We start from the raw sequence: 20,273 nt of genomic DNA on the forward strand, positions 1-20,273 counted from the left end.
ATGACTAAATTCCTGGTTCTGTTGATGCTGTCGATTGCAATATTCTCACACGCAGGAGAAGATTTACGCGATCCAACCCGTCCTAAGGTTATGGTAAATAAACCCGGAACTTCGGTGGCAGATCCCAGTGCGCCCTTTAGTGATATCAGGTTATCCGCAATTATTTATAATCAGGATAGACAGTATGCAATTATTAATCAGCAGCCACGTAAAGTGGGAGATAGTTGGGAGAGTTATACGCTTATCTCAATGACGGCTGACTCAGTGACACTTTCACGTAACAATGTCGAAAAGACATTCGATATTTATAACATTAACGTAAAACAAGATATCGCCAATGCATTTTAAAACCGTTTTAACTTCTCTAGCCATGGCTTTACTGGTTGGGTGCCAAAGCCAGCCGAGCGTGCCCCCTGTGCAACAAGCGCTGGAGGACGCTGTATCAGAGCAGTCTCAGCCACATGCCCCTGCACCTTTGCAAACAGTACCTGCTGCCGTGGCTTCCAGTCTTGCACCAGAACCCGCGCAGGAAGGTGCCGATCTTTATGGTGAACCACGTTATGACATTAAAGCTGATAACGTAGAAGCCAGAGCCTTCTTTGCTGGTCTGATGAAAGATACGCCATATAGCGTCGCGGTTCATCCGGATGTTCAGGGCACCATTTCAGTTGACTTAAAGCAAGTGACGTTGTCCGAAGTACTGGATATCGCCAGTGAAATTTATGGTTACGACATTAAAAAGTCGGGCAAAATTTTTCGTATTTATCCTGCTGGCATGCGCACCGAAACGTTTGCGGTTAATTACCTGTTGATGCAGCGTAATGGCATGACCCGGTCGATGGTCAGCTCTGGTGGTGTATCACAAAACCGCAATGGCAATAATGGTGGAGGTTACGGTAATTCCAACGTGTTTAATAATGCCACCCAAAGCGCACTTGGTGGAACGGCAAATAATCCGGGTGGAATGATGGGGGGCCAGTCGACCAATGGCACTAATATCAGTACCACTACCCAAACGGATTTTTGGAAACAATTAAAGGAAGCGCTGGAGTCATTAATTGGAAGTAATAATGGCCGTTCGGTGATTGTGTCACCTCAGGCAGGCTTGGTGACAGTCAAAGCTATGCCAGATGAAATTCGTGCAGTTAAGACTTTCTTGTCAACTTCTGAAGAACATGTTCAGCGTCAGGTTGTGTTAGAAGCACGTATTATTGAAGTGGTATTAAATGATGAATATCAGCAGGGAATTAACTGGCAAAAAGTGACGTCCAGTGTGGGTAATACTGACTTTAATTTTACCACTACGGGCAAAGTTGCTGGTAATGCGATTTCAGCATCTCTTGGTGGTATCACTAGTCTGGCATTTGTTAATCAGGATTTTAGTGGGGTGTTATCACTTCTGTCTACTCAGGGCAACGTTCAGGTCTTGTCCAGTCCGCGTGTTACTGCAACAAATAATCAAAAAGCCGTGATTAAAGTGGGCGATGATGAGTATTTTGTTACCGATGTGTCCAGTCAGAATACCGTGACAGCAGCGGCCAGTTCCAGTACCCCCAATATTGAATTAACGCCGTTTTTCTCCGGAATTGCACTGGACGTAACCCCGCAGATTGATCAGGGGGGCAATGTAATGTTGCATGTTCACCCGTCGGTCATTGATACCAAGGAACAGGAAAAAGTACTGACATTAAATGAACAGCAAATGATTTTACCGCTGGCACAAAGCAACATTCGCGAATCGGATACGGTTATTCGCGCGCGTTCCGGTGAAATTGTGGTTATTGGTGGTTTGATGCAATCCATCATTAATGAGTCTGAATCCAAAACCCCATTGCTGGGTGATATTCCATTGCTGGGTAATCTGTTTAAGAGCAAACGTGATACAGAAACAAAAAAAGAGCTGGTTATTTTGCTTAAACCAACCGTAGTTGAAACCGGAACCTGGAAAAAGCAGCTGGAACGTTCGCAAAAACACATTACCGACTGGACGAGCGATAATTAATTTATGTACCTGTATCACTTTGGTATCAAGGAGCTACCTTTTTCGTTAACCCCAAATACCAGTTACTTTTACGGTTTACCCAGTCATCGGCAGGCATTAGATGTTCTGTTAACTGCGTTGCGTTCGGGTGAAGGCTTTATCAAAGTCACCGGTGAAGTGGGTACAGGTAAAACACTATTATGCCGGAAATTGCTCAATGAGTTGCCAGAGCACTTTATTACCGCTTATATTCCCAATCCTTATCTTTCACCTGCTGAGCTACGTCGGGCGGTGGCCGCAGAGCTTGATGTGGTGTTAAGCGAAGGTGCTGATCAGCAGGAATTTACCCAAAAAATTCAGCAGCGTATTATCGATATCAATCGCCAGAATAAAGGCGTTATTCTGATTATCGATGAAGCGCAGGCCCTGCCAGCGGAGAGTCTGGAGGCATTGCGTTTATTTACCAACCTTGAGACAGAAACCCGTAAGTTATTGCAGGTGGTGTTATTTGGTCAGCCCGAGCTGGATGCGCAATTGAAACTTCCCGAATTACGCCAGTTACGTCAGCGTATTACGTTTAGTTATCAGCTAAAAAGCATGAATGAAGACCAGTTATTCCATTATGTTCGTCATCGAATGACTGTGGCAGGTTTTCGTGGCGGTGAAGCTTTTAGTCGCCGTTGTTGCAATCTGCTTTATCAGGCCAGTGCTGGTACACCACGGATTGTAAATGTGCTGTGCCATAAAGCGTTAATGCTGGCCTATGGTGAAGGTGTTATGCAGGTTCATCGTCGTCACATCAAAATGGCGATTGCCGATACCGAATCGACTTTCCCGGTTAGCCATAACCGCTATTGGTTATGGTTGTTGTTTGTGTTGATTATTGCCGCCGCGGGTGGCTACTGGGCCAGCCAGCAATGGGGATTATGGCCGTGAGCGTTATCAATAAAATGTTACGCGACTTAGATTCGCGGCAAAATAATGACATGCATGACGCGGTGTATGTTCCACCGGCCAGAAAACCCTGGTTATTGTGGATTTCACTATTGTTGTTACTGCTGGTCGTGGTGGCCTGGGGATTGTCGCAGTGGATGTTGAGTAACTCTCCTGAAATACCTGTTAAGCCTCTTGCATCGGCAGTGGAACCTGTGCCGCAATCTAACGTAACGCAAGTTCATTCTTCAGAAAAAACAGAGCCTGATGCTCAGGTACAGCAAGGCGTTACCGCAGAAAAAAAACAAACCGATTCAACGCCTGAAAATGTAGTGATGCCTGAAGAGAAGGCGACTGCTGCAGCACCAGAGTTGCTCGTGGAACAACAGAAAAAAATATCACAGGAGCAAACTCATTCGTCCACGCAAAAACTGGTTGAACAAATAGCCCATTTGCAAAAAATTCTGGCCGACGACAACAAGAGTGTGACTCACAATACTGTTGAAGAACCCTTAGCTGATTCAGATAAAAGCGAGGTGGATAAAACGTCGTCGTTTAGTGTTAAACCAGTAACACAAAGTCAGTCACAACAGGTTGAAGAATTACAAACCCGCATTCAGTATGCGTTGGCTGAATCCGCTAATAAAGAAGCTGAAAAGCTGCTTAATCAGCTACTTAGCATCAAGCCCACTCATTCAAAAGCAAGACAAATGCTGGCTAATCTTTATAACACTAACGGCAAATACGCCGAAGCGCAGCAGGTGTTGCAACAAGGGCTTGTGCTAAATCGTGATGATGTGGATGTGCGAGTTATGCTGGCCCGTTTTTTTACTCAACAAAATCACGCAGACGCTGCATTGGAATTACTTGAGGCATATCTGCCGGATATCCATACCCATATCCCTTATTTCGCGCTTAAGGCATCGATAGCTGATGCGTTGGCGCGTTTTGATGTTGCTCTTAAAACCTACCAGTCACTGGTAGCTATTCAGCCACAAAACAGTAAGTGGTGGTTGGGTGTGGCGATAAGTGCTGATCGCCAAAGTCAGTTTGAACTGGCAAAAAAGGCCTACCAGAATGTGCTCAGATATGGTCATCAGTCTGACTCGGTCAGTGCTTTTGCGACAAAACGTTTATCCCAATTACGAGGCGAGTGATGCAACCTAAACTAAAAATGCGTCTGGGTGACTTGTTGGTGCATGAAGGTGTCATCAATGAAGCGCAGTTACAGCAAGCGCTAACCAATCAAAAATCCAGTGGTCGTAAGCTGGGTAAAGCCTTGATGGATTTAGGATTTGTAACCGAACAGCATTTGCATACTTTCTTGGCTCAGCAGTTGAAAGTTCCGCTGCTGGATATAGCGGAAATTCGATTAGATCCCGTCACCGTTAAGCTGATTCCGGAAATGCAGGCCCGTCGTTATCGTGCTCTGGCGATTGAAGAACATGCCGATTACATCTTAATTGGTATGAGTGATCCGGCAGACTTAACCGCGCTGGATGCACTGGGTAATATACTGTCCAAGCCTATACAAGTCGCCGTTGTGATGGAGTCGCAACTGCTGGATGCTTACGAAACCGTTTACCGTCGTACTGAAGAAATCGCCTCCTTTGCTCAGGAACTGGCCAGTGAATATCAGGACGAACAGGAATTTGACTTCATGTCGGGGGTTAGTGGTGAAGAAGATACCGCCGTTGCCCGTTTGTTACAGTCAATTTTTGAAGAAGCGGTGCAAATGAAAGCGTCGGATATTCACATTGAACCTGATGAAGGCATGTTACGTATTCGCCAGCGAATTGATGGCATCCTGCAGGAAAATGTAATCAAAGAGCACAATATTGCCAATGCGTTAGTGTTACGTTTAAAGCTGATGTCAAGGCTGGATATTTCTGAACGCCGTATGCCACAGGATGGTCGTACGCATATTAGTGTGAAAGGACATCGTATTGATGTACGTATTTCCACCATGCCGGTGCAACATGGTGAGTCGGTGGTGATGCGTTTATTAGATCAATCCGCTGGTTTACTCACTCTCGAACAAGCAGGCATGCCGGCAGCAATGGTGCGCCGATTCAGTTTAATGTTGGGGCGCCCACATGGCATGATTTTGGTGACCGGTCCGACCGGTTCAGGTAAAACCACTACGCTGTATTCAGCACTGGCCAGACTCAATCAGCCGGGGGTAAAAATTATTACGGTTGAAGACCCGGTGGAATACCGCCTGCCACGTATTAGTCAGGTACAGGTTAATTCACAAATTGGTCTGGATTTTTCCAGTGTATTAAGAACGACCTTGCGTCAGGACCCTGACATCATCATGGTCGGCGAGATGCGTGACACTGAAACCGTCGAGATTGGTTTGCGTGGTGCATTAACCGGCCACCTGGTTTTATCTACCTTGCATACCAATGATGCTATCAGTAGCGCTATCCGTTTAATTGATATGGGCGCGCCGGGTTATTTGGTGGCCAGCTCGCTAAGGGCAATTGTTGCCCAGCGGCTGATCCGAAAAATATGCGTGGATTGTAAACAGGATTATCAACCGAGTGCCGACGAAGTATTTTGGCTGAACAATGTAAAAGCAGGTGCGGGTCATCTGGCCTACAAACATGGTCGAGGCTGTCAGAAGTGTCACCATACTGGTTACAGTGGCCGAGTGGGTGTGTTTGAATTGCTGGAAATGACCGAAAGCATGATGAATGCATTAAAAAATTCCGATACCGTAGCATTTTCACAGGCCGCAAAAGAAAGCCCTGGTTACGCATCGCTGGCAGAAGCCGCACTTGAATATGCCAAACAGGGGGTTACCTCCGTTGATGAAATATTAAGACTGGTGGAAATGGTGACCGATGATCGTAACGATCGTGAAGCTGATCATGCTGAAATTGGCAGTCAGGATAATCAACCAGCAAGGTTAACTGAAGCTGTACAGCCAGAAACACCCAAACCACAGGCGCCTCATTCAGACTCTAACAAGTGGGAGCTGGAATAAAACATGGCGATGTTCAGTTATAAGGGGCGTGACCAAAGCGGTAATCTGAGCACAGGTGAAGTCGAAGCACCCGATCAGTTTGCTGCTGCTGAATTACTGGTACGACGTAATCTTATACCTGTATCTATTGAAGCTAAGACCTCTGTTTCCACTGGTAATGGCGTTATACAGTGGCAGTTATTTCAAAGCCGGGTGGGACTGGAAGAGCTGGCAATATTTTCGCGCCAGATGTATTCACTTACCAAATCCGGCATTCCTATATTGCGTGCTATTGGTGGACTGGCTGACTCAACCAGTTCCAAAACCTTTGCGCTTGCCTTACGTGGTATTGTTGAACAACTGGAGCGGGGACGTACTTTATCTTCTGCGATGAATTTGTATCCTAAAATTTTTAATCAGCTTTTTGTGAGTGTGGTTCACGTAGGTGAAAATACCGGTAAGCTGGATGAGGTGTTTCTGCAACTGTCGCGCTATATCGAAAGTGAACTTGAAACCCGCAAGCAAATTAAAGCCGCGACACGCTATCCTACCTTTGTTGTTATCGCGCTGATTGTGGCGATTGTGGTGTTAAATATTTGGGTAATTCCGATATTTGCCCAGATGTTTAAAAAGCTTGGGGCGGACTTACCCCCCATGACTCAGGTACTCATTGCCACATCGGAATTTTTTGTCAGTTACTGGCCGTTATTGTTGGTTGTAACAATAACGGCCATAGCAGGCCTGCGACATTATGTTCAAACTGAACGCGGTCGTTACCAGTGGGACAGATTTTCATTACGTATGCCAATTATTGGTAACATTCTGGAGCGTTCTTTGTTATCGCGCTTTTCACGCAGCTTTGCCATGATGCTACGTTCAGGTGTGCCACTGACGACCGCGCTGAATCTGGTGTCCGATGCGGTGGACAACAAATATATGGGCGGCAAAATTATTGGCATTCGTCGCAATATTGAAAAAGGCGACAGTTTGTTACGGGCATCGGTAGCCAGCGGTATGTTTACGCCACTGGTACTGCAAATGTTTAGTGTGGGTGAAGAGACAGGTAATGTAGATGACATGCTGGATGATGTGGCGGAATATTATGAGCGTGAGGTGGACTACGATATTAAAAACCTGACTGCTAAAATTGAGCCTGTCTTAATTGTCATTGTTGCCATTATGGTATTGATACTGGCGTTGGGTATCTTTACTCCCATGTGGGATATGGCGAATGCATACAAGGGTAAATAATGGATAAAAATGAAGCGAGTAATGAAAGACTTCGTACGCTGTTTATCCAGATAGTCATTGTTCTGGTTATCCTGATTGCGATGACCAGTCTGGTTCGCACCTTTTATCATAACGAGCCGGACTTAAAGAAACTGGCCATGGGGAGTCTTGCCACCACTTTTGGTAAAAGTGTGGTTAACGCGCATTGGCAGTGGCAGGCAGAAGGGCAGCCAATAAGGGTGTTATTGGTGCAATATGATGAAAATGGTAAAGAGGTTAATCGCACGCCCATTCCTATGAGTCATTTAGGCTGGCCTAAACTGACTCCGAATAAAAAAGGCTGTGAGGATTTGTGGCATGCAGTACTCGATATTCCAATGCGTGTGGCCAGTTATATGGTCATAGCAGATTATATTGATGGTGTAGAGCTTGATGGCAGTGCCCTTGATTCAATGTGTCGGTACCGTTTATCCACCGGCCCTTATTTTGATTACAAGATTTATACCGGAAAAGTCATTAAAACTAACGTATAGGGCTGTTACCGGGTAAGGGAATAAAATCAACATGAATAAAAAGAATGAGTTAGGAGAAGGTGTCATGCAATCTAAACAATCTGGTTTTACCCTGATTGAAATGGTTATTGTAGTGGTATTGGTCGGGATACTGGCTGCGACCGCATTACCGCTGATGCTGGATGTAACCGATCAGGCAGAAGATGCCACGGTTGAAGGGGTCATGGGCGGCTTTGCCACTGGCGTGGGGCTGGTTCGGGCTCAATGGGAAATTGAAGGGCGCCCGACGCAAAATCAGGCAAGTGGTATTACAAAAGTCACCATTGATGACATTGAAATTGGTGTGGATCAAAACACCGGTTACCCAACTGGGTTAATCTCGGGTAATACCGAAGATGTTAATATCGATAATGAAGATTGTGCGGCCGTTTTCTCACTTATAATGCAAAGCGCCCCCGTTATTACCAGTAACTGGAATGATAAACCCTTTAACAATGTGCGTTATTTTACCCGGGTGATCGATGGTGGTGGCACTAGTGGTAACGACCTTTGTTATTATTATTTGGCAAGAACCATTAAAAACAGGCAAACTGAACCTGGTGATGATACGGCTGGCAACGGATTCTATTACGATCCGCGCATAGGACAGGTATTCTTTTTCAGTAACAATGGTTAGGATCGCGCTTAAATAAACCGATTAACCGATAACAACAATAAATGAATTTTCAAAACTGAGGTATTCAATATGCAACAACGTGGCTTTACATTAATCGAACTGATCATTGTGATCGTTATTCTGGGTATTCTGGCAGTAACGGCTGCACCTAAATTTATTGATGTGCAATCTGATGCACAAGGTGCGACATTAAAAAGTGTAAAAGCGGCGCTAACTACAGGTGCTCAGTTGGTTTATGCAAAATCTGCCTTAGTGGGTGAACAAAAAACAGCATATGCAGGTGATGCAACCAGTCAGGTTTCTGTTAATGGTGTCGATGTTTATACTGATTTTGGGTATCCAGCTTCTGCCGGTATTGACTCTGATAATGCTAAACTTGCCGCTTTTGTTGATTTGGATTTAACCAATGATTGGTATTTATCAACTCCCAGTTCCAGCAACTCAACCAGTGCTGGTACATTTGTTTTGACACCAGGAACAACCAAACCAACCAATACATCTACCAACACATGTAAGGTCACTTATACTGATGCAGCAAATGAAAATACACCACCAACAGTGGTTGCTACTATTACTGGTTGCTAAGCCAAATTAGTACATTATTGTTTGATAACGGCACTTTCGGGTGCCGTTATTGTTCAGGCATTTAAACAATGCATAAAAGTAACGGGTTTACGCTGATTGAGCTGATTGTGGTGATTATCATAGTCGGTATTTTATCTGTGGTGGTGGCTGCGCGTTTTCAGGGCAAAAGTGGATTTGCGGAATACACCTGGCAAAAACGCGGTATAGCGGCATTGCGTTATGTTCAGTTGCAAGCCATGCAGGATACATCCGCCACAAACAGTGGTGCGTGTTATCGGTTAAACGTGGATACCACCAATAATCAATTTGGTTTACCGCCTGTTGCAGATTCCTGCTCAGACAATATTGATATTAATCGTCATTTAGCATCTTCCTCCGGCAATGGTGAAATGGACAATGATGATGTGAGCATTTCATTGTCAGATAATACCAGCGGGATAATCAATGGCATCGGCTTTAACGGTTTAGGTCAGCCGGTAGATGCCGCTAATAATGCTATTTGTGTTAGTGGTTGTACCATGAGCTTTACTGATAGTCTTTCCGCTAATATTTGCATTGAGTCGCAGGGCTTTGTGCATGCCTGCTAGTCATTTTCGCTCATTCGCCAGAGGCTTTAATTTAATCGAACTGATTATTGGTATGTTGTTGTTTGCAGCATCAATGGCGGTGATTTTCACCCTTATAGTGCCGCAGTCTAAACAAAGTATTGATCCGATCTTTCAGGTACGGGCCACCGAATTAGCTCAGTCAATGCTCAATGAAATTATGGTCAAAAGCTTTGACCAACAATCAGATCGATCTGAGGGCGTATTTTTGTGTGGCAGTGGTGCTGAAAATGCACCTGATTGCACTGCACCTGATGCATTAGGCCCGGATGGAACTGAAACACGAATTAATTTCAATGATGTCGATGATTACAATGGATTAACCGTGGTGAACACGGGTACAGGTGCCAACATAAGTGATCTGTATACCGGGTTTAGTCTTAATGTGGTGGTGTTTTATGACGCCAATATGGATGGAATTGATGACAATGCCGTGGGAGCCAGCAAATATATTGGGGTGTCAGTTACTACCCCCAATGGTGAAATGATCGAGTTTGCCAGTTACCGGAGTAATTACTGATGCGGGTAATGCGCGGTTTCACACTGATGGAAATGATCATTGTGATGGTGATTCTGGGGGTGGTTAGTGTTGGGCTGGCAGGTGTCATTCGGTTTGGAACCCAGATTTTTACCGATGTAAGTTCACGCAATGCTGCGTTATCTGACAGTCGTTTTGCCCTTGAGCGCCTGAATCGTGAAGTCAGAACTGCGGTACCTAACAGTATCCGTGTCGCTGGTGATAGTAACGTGCAATGTGTTGAGTTTATGCCGATGGTCACCAGCACATTTTATGAGACGATCCCGTTGAGTTCGCCGGCTGATAATTTTAAGGCGATTTTACCACCTGACTATGTTGCGACGTCACCTATGTATTTGGTGGTGTTCCCGCTGTCACCTAATGATGTTTATGATGCCAGTCGCAATAAACGTATTGCCATGTCGGCCTTTACTGCCCACCCTAGCGATTCAACATTACCTGCAACCATCACTATGCCAGCGCCGGCAGCGTTTGCCTCGGATTCATCATTAAAACGTTTGTATATTGTGTCGCAGCCGGTCAGTTTTTGTGTGCGCAATCAAATGTTATATCGGTATGAGGGATATGCCATTCAGCTATTACAACCTACTTCAGTGGCTGATTTAGGGGCAGGTGTGCTGATGGCACAGAATATTGGTAATGAGCTGACTAGCCAGCATCCTTTTACTTTAGTTCCTCCAACACTGGCGCATAATGCTTATTTGGCGGTGTTTTTACGTTTTATGATGAATGATGATGAAGTTATCGAATTCAACAATGAAATTTATACCCTCAATGCACCATAAGCAGTCGGGAAGCATGCTGGTACTGGCATTGTTCATTATTATTGTAATGACGTTGCTGGGTTTGAGTATGAGCACTTTAATGTCCTCATCGGCTGATGCTGTTATTTATGAAGTCTATGGCCTTAGAGCACATAATGCTGCGCGGGTTGGTTTGGAAAGGAGGCTGGAAGCAATATTCTCATCTCGTCCGGCAGATGCCACTGCCTGTATAAATGAAACCTTTAGTTTTGACAGTGTCACAGGACTAAAAAACTGTCAGGCTGTGACCAGCTGCAGTTCGCAGGCATATAACCTGGATGACGGTAATGCCAGCGCATTTTATTTTTCCAGTACGGGGCGTTGTGATGGTGGTCAGGTAACGGTAAGTCGCACCATAAAAGTTGATGCATTGGAGAGACAATGAAGTGGTTTAAGTATTTATTTGTCTCTTTACTGACTCTTTTAAGCCATGTGGTGCAGGCAACCGACTACAACTTGCCGGCTGATGTCGCATCGTTACCCGGCTCATGCAGCGGCTCCGGTTCGAGCATAAATTGCTCCGGTAATCTTATTTTTAACAGTGGAGACCGCATTTTTGTTAGTCAGCCATTACAGCTAAATATTAGTGGTGATCTTACCTTTGGTACCAGTTTTGGTGCCAATGCTGGCGGACTGGTTAGTAATTTAACCATTGTGGTAGCAGGAAACGTGAACCCCGGGCCGAGCAGCGAGATAAACGCCAGTCTGACGGTTTCCGGTTCAATCAATTCAAACGTTGATGTGCATCATACTGGGGCGATGGTTATCACAGGTAATCTCAATCTGGGCAATGGCAGTACTGTGCGGGGTAATATTCAGGCCTCAACTTTGAATATTGGTGATAATGCGACTATCAGTGGCAATATTAATGCTGGCACCATTACCGTGGGGCAGGGCAGTCGTATTACCGGCGACATCCAAACCACGAATATCAATATTAACGGCAGTAATAGTGTTGTTGACGGTAATATCAATGCAACTGGCACAGTCGTGAATAATGGCACGGTTACTGGTTACGTGAATGCTGACACCATTAATGATAATAGCAATGGCATAACTGACACGCTTGAATGTGATATTGATACCTCGGAAGGACCTAATACCGGCCCATGCGCTGGTGGACAACTAGCTCAATGGTTTGAATTTGAGGAAGCTGGCTGGTCAGGCGCTAACAGTGTGGTTGATAGTTCCGCTAACCGTTTTAATGGTCAGGCTCTGGGGAATGTTTCTCTGACCCTGTCGTCAAATCCAATCGCCTGTCAGGCAATTAATGTTCCTTATAACAACAGTACATCACAAACCGATGCGATAGATACGCGAGTTAATATTAATAGTCTGGGTACCAAAGGCACGATTTCTTTTTGGTACAAAAGCCAGCAGAACTGGCGTTCTTCAGGATTTAAAACCCTGATGGACGCCACCAATATCAGCGGCAACCCGGATTACTATTTTGCTGCAGCAATTGATCAAAATGGCCGAATTAATTTTGTGGTACAGGACGGTGGGGCCAGAGCTTTGTGGGAATACACAGGAGAGCAAAATTTTACTGCTGGTAGTTGGGTACATATTGCGCTGACCTATGATTTTCCTTCGCGCGAATTAGGTATCTTTATCAATGGTAATGAAAGTTCGGCCGGACGAATTGTGGAAAATGGCTTCGATGGCAGCATGGGAACCTTTAATACATTGTATATTGGCGATAGCCATGCAAACTTTACTGCCTATGGTGCGAACTACGCATTGAGTTCAGCTAATGGTGAATTTGATAATGTGCGTATTTACAGTCAGGTCCAGACACAATCACAGATCAATACCGATCGGGCTAACAACACTGTCTGTTCCACCACACCGGTTGCTCACTATCAGTTTGAACAAAATAACTGGAACAGTGCTGACACAGTGCTCGACTCCAGTGTTAATCACTACAACGGGAGTGCCATCGGTGCAGCGACTCCGGTTTTCCCATCAATTCAGAAGTCGTGTAAGGTGCTGAATGTGCCGGCTTCCAGCTCAACAACCACTAATAATGCAGTGGATACTCAGTTCCCTTTGAGTCAGTCCGGGAGCCGCGGAACCATTTCTTTCTGGTATCGCAGTAATCAGACCTGGAATTCAGGTGTTGCCCGGCAATTATTAGACGCGTCAACCGATACACAGGGCAATGCAAACGACAAATACTTTTTCCTGACCCTTACCGATCAGGGTAGGTTACGTTTTGGTCTGGAAGACAGTGACGATAACGATCTGGATGTGTATACCCAAAACTACGCTTTCGCAGCTAACGAATGGGTGCATATTGGTATTAGCTGGAATGTTGCAACATCCACATTAAATATTGTGGTAAACGGTAATCAGGCTAATTTGGTCAGTAATAACGGCATTCTAAATGGACAAATTGCCGGTTTTAATAGTTTATACATTGGTGATAATCGTTCCGGTTATGTGCTAACCAATTTGTCCGGTACGGCAAATTCTGCTGACGGTCAGTTTGACGATGTACGAATTTATAATCGGCAATTAACCACGGCTAATATTGCGCAGGACATGGCTAATGTTACGCCCTGTGAGCAGCAGGTCGTATTTTATGAATTTGAGGAACTAAGCTGGGATAGTACCGGTGATGTTAAAGATGGCTCTGGCAACGATAATAACGGCACGGCATATGGTAGTGCGACACCCTTGTTTCCTTCCAATCAGATATCCTGCAGGGTACTGGACGTACCATATAACAATACTGAAGGGGCGCGCAGTGCAGTAGATACCAATATTGATGTCAATGATATTGGTGATAAGGGTACGATTTCCTTTTGGTATAAAAGCAACAGTGCCTGGAACAGTGGCCAGTCAAGGCAATTATTTGATGGTACCAATGCGTCAACTCAAAGTGTGGGCACTGATCAGGTCTTCTTTCTTACCCTCTCAGAACAGGGACGATTGCATTTTTCTCTTGAAGATAGTGATGATCTCAATTTATGGGTATCGACCAATACCCGATATAGTTTTGCTGCCAATCAATGGGTACATATTGGTGTAACCTGGGATTTACCTAATCAGCGTTTGTTAATTTATGTGAACGGGGTACAGCAGGGAACGTCTGGTGTGACCGAAACCGGTGTAGGCCCTTATATGGGGGACTATGCTCATTTGTATTTTGGTGATAGCAGCACCAATTATGTGATTGCTAATCAACCCCATACGCATAATTCAGCTAACGGACAATTTGATGATGTGCGTATTTATAACTTTGCACAAACCGCAACACAAATTTCTACGGATAGCAGCCAGACCAAGCCTTGTGGCGACGCCACTATTTTCTATAAATTTGAACAAAATCGTTGGTCTGGCGCTAATACTGTGTTGGATTCATCGGGTAATGATCATCACGGTAGTCCGTTGGGACGGGTTCGACCAATCTTCCCTTCTACACAAAAGTCCTGTCTGGCGTTATGGGTGCCTAACAATACCAGTTACAGCACGCAGGATGGCGTACAAACTAATTTTGACCTCAATCAACTGGGGAATGCGGGCACGATATCGTTTTGGTATCAAAGTGCTGAATCCTGGACGGGAGCGGGCAGAACACGGATTTTGCTGGAAGCCACTCAGGATGCCAATAGCATGTTTGTATTAGGTATTAATTCAAGCGGACAAGTTGTGGCGCAAGTGGCTGAATCTGATGGGGATTATAAACAAGCTTATACTAATAGTATTGCGACGCCCTCTGCCACCTGGACTCATATTGCCGTTGCCTGGGATGCGGTATCGGATAAATTGATTATCTATATTAATGGACAGAATGTGACCGCCGGTATTTCCGGCGCCTTTCTGGATGAGGGGCTTGCTAATGTGGGTAATCTTATTATTGGTGATAACAGCACGACTAGCTCCAGCTATTCACCTTCCGGTAATTCTGCCGACGGCTATTTTGACGATGTAAGAATTTATAGCTATGTGCAGTCAGCCACTGAAGTTGATACTGATATGAACAATATCAGTCCTTGCTCCTATGTTGATCATTATCGTCTCGAAATTCCATCAGAAACATATAATTGTGCACTGACTCCCGTTACGGTCAAGGCCTGTGGCAGTAACGATTGTTCCGTATTGTACGATCAGGTTTCCAGCCTTCGTATGTATTCGGATAGCGGTACATTCAGTCAGACTGATCTGACCTTCACCGGAAGCACCCAAACTATATTGTCATCGCCCAATGTAGGACAAGTTGTATTAGGAATTTCGCGGCAAAACCCCTTTGCAGCACTGAAATGTTATAAAAATGGCGTACTCGATAACTGTATAATTGACGTGAAAAAGGGTGGATTAACTTTATCATGGCAAACTAAGTCCCCTACTCAGAATATCCCTGACCAATTGGCTCAAAAAGCACTGGATCAGGTGTTGTATGTGACCAATGACAGCGGCGGTGCCTGCGCTGCTAATCTGCAGGGAAAAGAGTTACAGGTTGGTGTTATCTGTAATGATCCTAATAGCTGCCATGCCAGCATGCTGAATCTGGGCGGTACCCAGCGGGTTAACACGGATCAGTTTAATAGTACCGGTATTTATTTTGACGCCAGTGGTGAGGCTGCGATCCCGGCAAACTTCATTCGTTACGATGATGCTGGCCAAATTCAGCTAAAAGCCAGAGACAGCGCGGGATTAACTGGTGGAGTAAGTAATCAGTTTATTTCGATTCCTGATTTAAAACTTAGTTATCTTGAAAATACCTCCGACCCAGCTAATAGTAAGTCATTGATTACTGCAGGTATTGAATTCGGATTACAGCTTACCGCGGTTGGACAAAACGATATTGTTACCCCTAACTATGTGCCGCATAAATTACAAATGACGGTGATTCGTAATACACCTGCAACAGGTGGTGTTGAGGGGATATTAGGGGTGACCAGTGCTGGTGGGAATAAAAACTATTTAACTGGATCCGTGCCTCAAATCAGCGATAACGATAGCTTGTTATTTAATGTGACAAATGGGCAGTCGGTTGATGTTAAGGCCGATTATTCTGAAGTGGGGCAGATTACGCTAAATTTGCAGGATGCAGACTATTTTGGTTATCAACCTGGTATCCAGTCACCTCTGATTTTGGCACGTTTTATTCCTGCTTACTTTGATATTTCTGATAATACACCCTTGTTATCAAATACTTGTACAAGCGGAGGGTTTAGTTATGTGGGGCAGGAGTTAAGTTTTGCAACTGAGCCTGAATTTACCTATCTACCGTTTAATGCTAAACAACAACCTATACATAATTATATCGGTGATTTAATGCGCTTAAATGCTCCTGGCGCCATTGCCATTAGCTCAAATAGTATTTTGTTTGCTGAATCATCAGCATTTAATGCGCAGGGAAGTATTTTGCAGACAATTGATAAAGGTACTCTGAACAATTTAAATGCTGGTGACCCGATATTGAAATTGAAGGATGCCAGAGTTAAATATGTGCTGGATACTAAACCACTTTCGCCCTTTGTATCTGAAATTGAATTGAGTCTCAGTGTTCCTGATGATGACGGGGTTTGCTACAACCGCGATTACGCTGTAAATCCAACCCAGTGTGATAGTTATCAAATACATGACATTGCTGGTGCAGATTTGCGTTACGGTCGTTTAAGATTATTTGATACTTATGGTGCAGAGACCGAGTCCGTTGATTTGCCCATGACAACAGAATATTTCAACAGTAGCGGAAATTGGGTGACGAATGACGATGATAGTTGTACGACCTTTGACGCCAGTAACCTGCATTGGCACAGTAGCGCAGACCATTCGACTAATCAGGCATCAGATATCCCGGCTTTTAGTAATTCAGGTACATTTTTTGCTGGTAAATCAAATAGTTTGTTCGATAGTATTAACATAGCTGCGCCCGGAGCAGGTAATGCCCTGTCATTTCCGGTCATTATGGATGAACCTGATTATTTATATTTTGATTGGGAGAAAGACGGAAACCTTCAGAGGCCAACTGCAATTGTAACCTTTGGTCATTTTCGCGGAAATGACCGGTTAATTAATTGGCGGGAAGTATTTTAATTGAGTTGTTGGTTATAATAGTGGCTGCGACACTTGCGCTTTTCTCGACAACTCAATAGCATAGGCGGTATTGTTGTGCCGGGTGACCGTCCATGGGCAGCAGACCATAAAAACAAAAAAGTAGTTTGCTTACGCGCAAAAAGTTGGAATGGAATAATGAATCGATTAGTACACTTGGCTGTAGCCGTTACACTTTTATCATGTTCAGGACTTGCTGTTTCAGCATCGATGACAGTCGCTGAAATTGAACAACAAATTCAACAAAAACAATCTGAATTTGATAACTACAATAAAAATCTGGATATTGAAATTGCTGCATCCCGTGAGTTGGAGAAAGAACTTGGGGTACTTCGCAACAAAAGTGCCACACTGGAGCAAGACAGATTACGTGCATTAAACGAAATGAATCTTGCTTACGAAAAGTTGGTAGAAGATCCTTCTCTGGATATCGATTCATCCCGCCAGAATTACGCATCTGCAGTTAAAGCGCATAAAGAAAATAAAGAAGCCATCACGCAAAAATACAACGAGTGGCAAACTCAGTTGAATAAGGTTGAACACATTCGTTTAGCCAAACACAGCTTGTTAAATAAACTTGAAGGCTTAAAGGAACAATTTAATACCGCTCGTGTGGATCGTTTATATCGTGAGTTTGGTCGTCAGGACACAATTCTGGTTAACCATGAAGTGACTTGTGATCGTGAAGAAACCATCAACAAATGTATGGACCGTGGTAAGAATCTGGCTAAGCAAAAAGCATCTAAACGTTTTCTTGATGATGTATATGAAGGTTTAACCGAAGCGGTTGAGGCTAAACAGCATCGTCCATATTCTGATGGTTATGTGCAAATTATTCGCAGCGAAGTCACAAACAGCAGCTTCAGTGGTCAGGGTGACTTTTCTGTGAGCATGGCTGTTGAAGTGAAAGGTACACTTAAACGTAATGAAGCTTGTGCTTTGCTAGGGTTGGATCGTCGTTACTGCGTATCTCAGGCCGACCAACAGCCTGGTATTCAGGTTGTAAAAGCAGAAACGACTCCCACTACACAAACTGGTAGTGTTAATACAGACGAGTCTGTTATGTATGAATTAACGCTGCGCTCTAATGTATATGATGATGAAGTATTCATCGATGGCGTGAGTTATGGTTCAACCAAATTACAAATTATGTTGCCTGCCGGTAAGCATAATGTGGAGGTGGTGAAACGTGGCTATCAGACTTATTCACAGGCGCTTGATTTAAAAGAAAGCACTACCTTGAAAGTGGATTTAGAGCGCACTCAGTTTGCGTTTAATAAAGGTGAAAAAATTCAGGATATTCTGGCCGGTGATATAGCAGGACCTAACCTGGTGGTAGTGGCTGCAGGCAGTTTCCGCATGGGTGACTTAACTGGTGTGGGACTGGAAAATGAAAAGCCGGTTCAAACTAAAGAAATTCTCGAGTCATACGGTATTGGTGAAGCTGAAGTAACGGTCGCCGATTTTAATAAATTTGTTGAACAAACCAGTTATGTTACTGACGCAGAAAAAGAACGTGGTTGTGCATATTACGAAGGTGGCGAACCGGTTTGGCAGGAAAATTTAAGCTGGCGTAATCCAGGGTTTACTCAAACTGACAAAAATCCAGCCGTGTGTTTGAGCCTGAATGACGCAAAAGCTTATGTTGAATGGTTATCGGAAAAAAGTGGCAACACTTACCGGTTACCAACGGAAGTTGAGTGGGAATATGCCGCTCGTGCAGGTAAAGAAAGTGACTACTGGTGGGGTGACAGTATCGGCATTGATAATGCTAATTGTGGTTGGTGTGGCAGTCAGTGGTCAAATGTAAGTACTTCTCCTGTAGCCTCTTTCAAGCGTAACGATTTTGGTTTGTATGATACCGCTGGTAATGTTTGGGAATGGACGACGAGTCAGAATTCTCAAAGTGGGGCGGTCGTGCGTGGTGGTGCATGGAATTTTGCACCTCGTTTAGCCCGGGTTTCTACCCGAATGGAACTTGATCCTGTATTTAGGTCTAACTATATAGGCTTCAGGGTGTTAAGAGAGCAGAGCAAGTAATATTGAGCTTCAAATGCAAAATCCCGGTTCAGCCGGGATTTTGTTGTTTGAAAACTATACAAAATAAGCGGTGCAAGACAAAATTGGTCCGTAACTGCTAAAAAATGTCAGCTATGTTTACCCTGTCTATTGCCCTGCACATGGGGCGTTGGTACAGTTACCCTTGTAATAAAAATATCATTTAACAGGACTGATTTTCTCCATGTTCAAAAAGCTTCGCGGTATGTTCTCCAATGATTTGTCTATTGACCTGGGAACAGCTAATACACTGATTTATGTAAAAGATCAGGGAATTGTACTTAACGAACCGTCAGTGGTAGCCATTCGACAGGAAAGAGCCGGAGGACCAAAAAGCGTTGCGGCAGTTGGTCATGAAGCTAAACAAATGTTGGGCAGAACACCTGGCAATATTAAAGCAATTCGTCCAATGAAAGACGGGGTGATTGCGGATTTCCATGTTACCGAGAAAATGCTGCAGCATTTTATTAAGCAGGTTCATGACAATAACTTTCTGCGTCCTAGTCCACGCGTTTTGGTTTGTGTACCTTGTGGCTCAACTCAGGTTGAACGCCGTGCTATCCGTGAATCTGCGCTTGGTGCAGGTGCGCGTGAAGTATACCTAATCGACGAACCCATGGCGGCAGCAATTGGTTCTGGTTTGCCAGTATCTGAAGCAACTGGTTCAATGGTTGTTGATATTGGTGGTGGTACTACTGAAGTTGCAATTATCTCGTTGAATGGTGTGGTGTATTCTTCTTCTGTGCGTATTGGCGGTGATAAATTTGATGAAGCCATCATTAACTATATTCGCCGTAATTTTGGCTCACTGATTGGTGAAGCTACTGCTGAACGCATCAAACACGAAATTGGTGCGGCCTACCCCGGTGAAGAAGTGATGGAAATTGAAGTTCGGGGTCGCAATCTGGCTGAAGGTGTACCAAGAGGTTTTACCTTAAACAGCAACGAAATTCTGGAAGCATTGCAAGAACCGTTAACTGGCATAGTGTCTGCTGTTATGGTGGCGCTGGAACAATCCCCTCCTGAACTGGCCTCAGATATTTCTGAACGGGGTATGGTTTTAACCGGTGGTGGTGCATTGTTAAAAGACCTGGATCGATTGCTGATGGAAGAAACCGGTATTCCTGTGGTTATCGCGGACGATCCGTTAACTTGTGTCGCACGTGGCGGTGGTAAAGCATTAGAAATGATTGACCTGCACGGCGGTGACCTTTTTAGCTACGAATAATCAGATAAAGGCGGCAGAAGCCGCCTTTCGTCTTTTAATGTTAACCTGTGTCTGTAAACGCCTCTACAACAGACCAAACGAAGTAAC

16 protein-coding genes are annotated in these 20,273 nt (G+C 44.4%); all 16 read left to right on the forward strand.

Annotated features, from left to right (window positions below):
• The 16 genes from H8B19_RS09440 (at position 1) to H8B19_RS09515 (ending at position 20,186) form a co-directional block, all read left to right on the forward strand.
• On the forward strand, positions 1–348 hold the full coding sequence (locus tag H8B19_RS09440) for a hypothetical protein (protein WP_186506575.1): 348 nt from the start codon (positions 1–3) through the stop codon (positions 346–348).
• On the forward strand, positions 338–2,002 hold the full coding sequence (gene mshL, locus H8B19_RS09445) for a pilus (MSHA type) biogenesis protein MshL (RefSeq protein WP_186506576.1): 1,665 nt from the start codon (positions 338–340) through the stop codon (positions 2,000–2,002). Before H8B19_RS09440 ends, mshL begins: the two co-directional genes overlap by 11 nt.
• Before the next feature lie 3 nt (positions 2,003–2,005).
• Positions 2,006–2,917, forward strand: a complete 912-nt coding sequence (locus tag H8B19_RS09450; RefSeq protein ID WP_186506577.1) for an ExeA family protein — start codon at positions 2,006–2,008, stop codon at positions 2,915–2,917.
• Positions 2,914–4,071 carry a tetratricopeptide repeat protein gene (locus H8B19_RS09455; protein ID WP_186506578.1) on the forward strand — a complete coding sequence of 386 codons (1,158 nt, stop codon included), beginning with the start codon at positions 2,914–2,916 and terminating at the stop codon, positions 4,069–4,071. The genes H8B19_RS09450 and H8B19_RS09455 overlap by 4 nt, the downstream gene beginning before the upstream one ends.
• On the forward strand, positions 4,071–5,906 hold the full coding sequence (locus H8B19_RS09460) for a GspE/PulE family protein (protein ID WP_194362686.1): 1,836 nt from the start codon (positions 4,071–4,073) through the stop codon (positions 5,904–5,906). Before H8B19_RS09455 ends, H8B19_RS09460 begins: the two co-directional genes overlap by 1 nt.
• Positions 5,907–5,909: 3 nt before the next feature.
• Positions 5,910–7,136 carry a type II secretion system F family protein gene (locus tag H8B19_RS09465; RefSeq protein WP_186506580.1) on the forward strand — a complete coding sequence of 409 codons (1,227 nt, stop codon included), beginning with the start codon at positions 5,910–5,912 and terminating at the stop codon, positions 7,134–7,136.
• Entirely contained in the window at positions 7,136–7,648 is a 513-nt protein-coding gene (locus H8B19_RS09470) for a hypothetical protein (protein WP_186506581.1), read from the forward strand. The genes H8B19_RS09465 and H8B19_RS09470 overlap by 1 nt, the downstream gene beginning before the upstream one ends.
• Before the next feature lie 31 nt (positions 7,649–7,679).
• Positions 7,680–8,303, forward strand: a complete 624-nt coding sequence (locus H8B19_RS09475; RefSeq protein ID WP_186506582.1) for a prepilin-type N-terminal cleavage/methylation domain-containing protein — start codon at positions 7,680–7,682, stop codon at positions 8,301–8,303.
• A gap of 69 nt (positions 8,304–8,372) precedes the next feature.
• Positions 8,373–8,888 carry a prepilin-type N-terminal cleavage/methylation domain-containing protein gene (locus H8B19_RS19135; protein WP_186506583.1) on the forward strand — a complete coding sequence of 172 codons (516 nt, stop codon included), beginning with the start codon at positions 8,373–8,375 and terminating at the stop codon, positions 8,886–8,888.
• A 68-nt stretch (positions 8,889–8,956) separates the two neighbouring features.
• Positions 8,957–9,475 (forward strand): prepilin-type N-terminal cleavage/methylation domain-containing protein, encoded by a 519-nt coding sequence (locus tag H8B19_RS09485; RefSeq protein ID WP_186506584.1) that lies wholly within the window; start codon positions 8,957–8,959, stop codon positions 9,473–9,475.
• A complete protein-coding gene (locus tag H8B19_RS09490) occupies positions 9,465–10,013 on the forward strand; it encodes a type IV pilus modification PilV family protein (RefSeq protein ID WP_186506585.1) in 549 nt (182 codons plus the stop codon). Before H8B19_RS09485 ends, H8B19_RS09490 begins: the two co-directional genes overlap by 11 nt.
• Positions 10,013–10,816: a PilW family protein gene (locus tag H8B19_RS09495; RefSeq protein WP_186506586.1), complete on the forward strand. Its 804-nt coding sequence runs from the start codon at positions 10,013–10,015 to the stop codon at positions 10,814–10,816. Before H8B19_RS09490 ends, H8B19_RS09495 begins: the two co-directional genes overlap by 1 nt.
• Positions 10,788–11,219 (forward strand): type II secretory pathway protein, encoded by a 432-nt coding sequence (locus H8B19_RS09500; protein WP_186506587.1) that lies wholly within the window; start codon positions 10,788–10,790, stop codon positions 11,217–11,219. The genes H8B19_RS09495 and H8B19_RS09500 overlap by 29 nt, the downstream gene beginning before the upstream one ends.
• Entirely contained in the window at positions 11,216–16,882 is a 5,667-nt protein-coding gene (locus H8B19_RS09505; protein ID WP_186506588.1) for a DUF6701 domain-containing protein, read from the forward strand. Before H8B19_RS09500 ends, H8B19_RS09505 begins: the two co-directional genes overlap by 4 nt.
• Positions 16,883–17,038: 156 nt before the next feature.
• A complete protein-coding gene (locus tag H8B19_RS09510; protein WP_186506589.1) occupies positions 17,039–18,940 on the forward strand; it encodes an SUMF1/EgtB/PvdO family nonheme iron enzyme in 1,902 nt (633 codons plus the stop codon).
• A 202-nt stretch (positions 18,941–19,142) separates the two neighbouring features.
• Complete coding sequence (locus H8B19_RS09515; protein WP_186506590.1) at positions 19,143–20,186, forward strand: rod shape-determining protein; 1,044 nt, start codon at positions 19,143–19,145, stop codon at positions 20,184–20,186.
• Positions 20,187–20,273: the final 87 nt, after the last annotated feature.

The organism is Neptunicella marina, assembly GCF_014270035.1.
GTDB classification, from domain to species: Bacteria; Pseudomonadota; Gammaproteobacteria; order Enterobacterales; family Alteromonadaceae; genus Neptunicella; species Neptunicella marina.

Excerpts from the sequence above, each read along its gene's own strand:
- H8B19_RS09440 (WP_186506575.1), top strand. The coding sequence starts at position 1 with ATGACTAAATTCCTGGTTCTGTTGATGCTGTCGATTGCAATATTCTCA.
- mshL (WP_186506576.1), top strand. The coding sequence starts at position 338 with ATGCATTTTAAAACCGTTTTAACTTCTCTAGCCATGGCTTTACTGGTT.
- H8B19_RS09450 (WP_186506577.1), top strand. The coding sequence starts at position 2,006 with ATGTACCTGTATCACTTTGGTATCAAGGAGCTACCTTTTTCGTTAACC.
- H8B19_RS09460 (WP_194362686.1), top strand. The coding sequence starts at position 4,071 with ATGCAACCTAAACTAAAAATGCGTCTGGGTGACTTGTTGGTGCATGAA.
- H8B19_RS09465 (WP_186506580.1), top strand. The coding sequence starts at position 5,910 with ATGGCGATGTTCAGTTATAAGGGGCGTGACCAAAGCGGTAATCTGAGC.
- H8B19_RS09470 (WP_186506581.1), top strand. The coding sequence starts at position 7,136 with ATGGATAAAAATGAAGCGAGTAATGAAAGACTTCGTACGCTGTTTATC.
- H8B19_RS09475 (WP_186506582.1), top strand. The coding sequence starts at position 7,680 with ATGAATAAAAAGAATGAGTTAGGAGAAGGTGTCATGCAATCTAAACAA.
- H8B19_RS19135 (WP_186506583.1), top strand. The coding sequence starts at position 8,373 with ATGCAACAACGTGGCTTTACATTAATCGAACTGATCATTGTGATCGTT.
- H8B19_RS09485 (WP_186506584.1), top strand. The coding sequence starts at position 8,957 with ATGCATAAAAGTAACGGGTTTACGCTGATTGAGCTGATTGTGGTGATT.
- H8B19_RS09490 (WP_186506585.1), top strand. The coding sequence starts at position 9,465 with ATGCCTGCTAGTCATTTTCGCTCATTCGCCAGAGGCTTTAATTTAATC.
- H8B19_RS09495 (WP_186506586.1), top strand. The coding sequence starts at position 10,013 with ATGCGGGTAATGCGCGGTTTCACACTGATGGAAATGATCATTGTGATG.
- H8B19_RS09500 (WP_186506587.1), top strand. The coding sequence starts at position 10,788 with ATGAAATTTATACCCTCAATGCACCATAAGCAGTCGGGAAGCATGCTG.
- H8B19_RS09505 (WP_186506588.1), top strand. The coding sequence starts at position 11,216 with ATGAAGTGGTTTAAGTATTTATTTGTCTCTTTACTGACTCTTTTAAGC.
- H8B19_RS09510 (WP_186506589.1), top strand. The coding sequence starts at position 17,039 with ATGAATCGATTAGTACACTTGGCTGTAGCCGTTACACTTTTATCATGT.
- H8B19_RS09515 (WP_186506590.1), top strand. The coding sequence starts at position 19,143 with ATGTTCAAAAAGCTTCGCGGTATGTTCTCCAATGATTTGTCTATTGAC.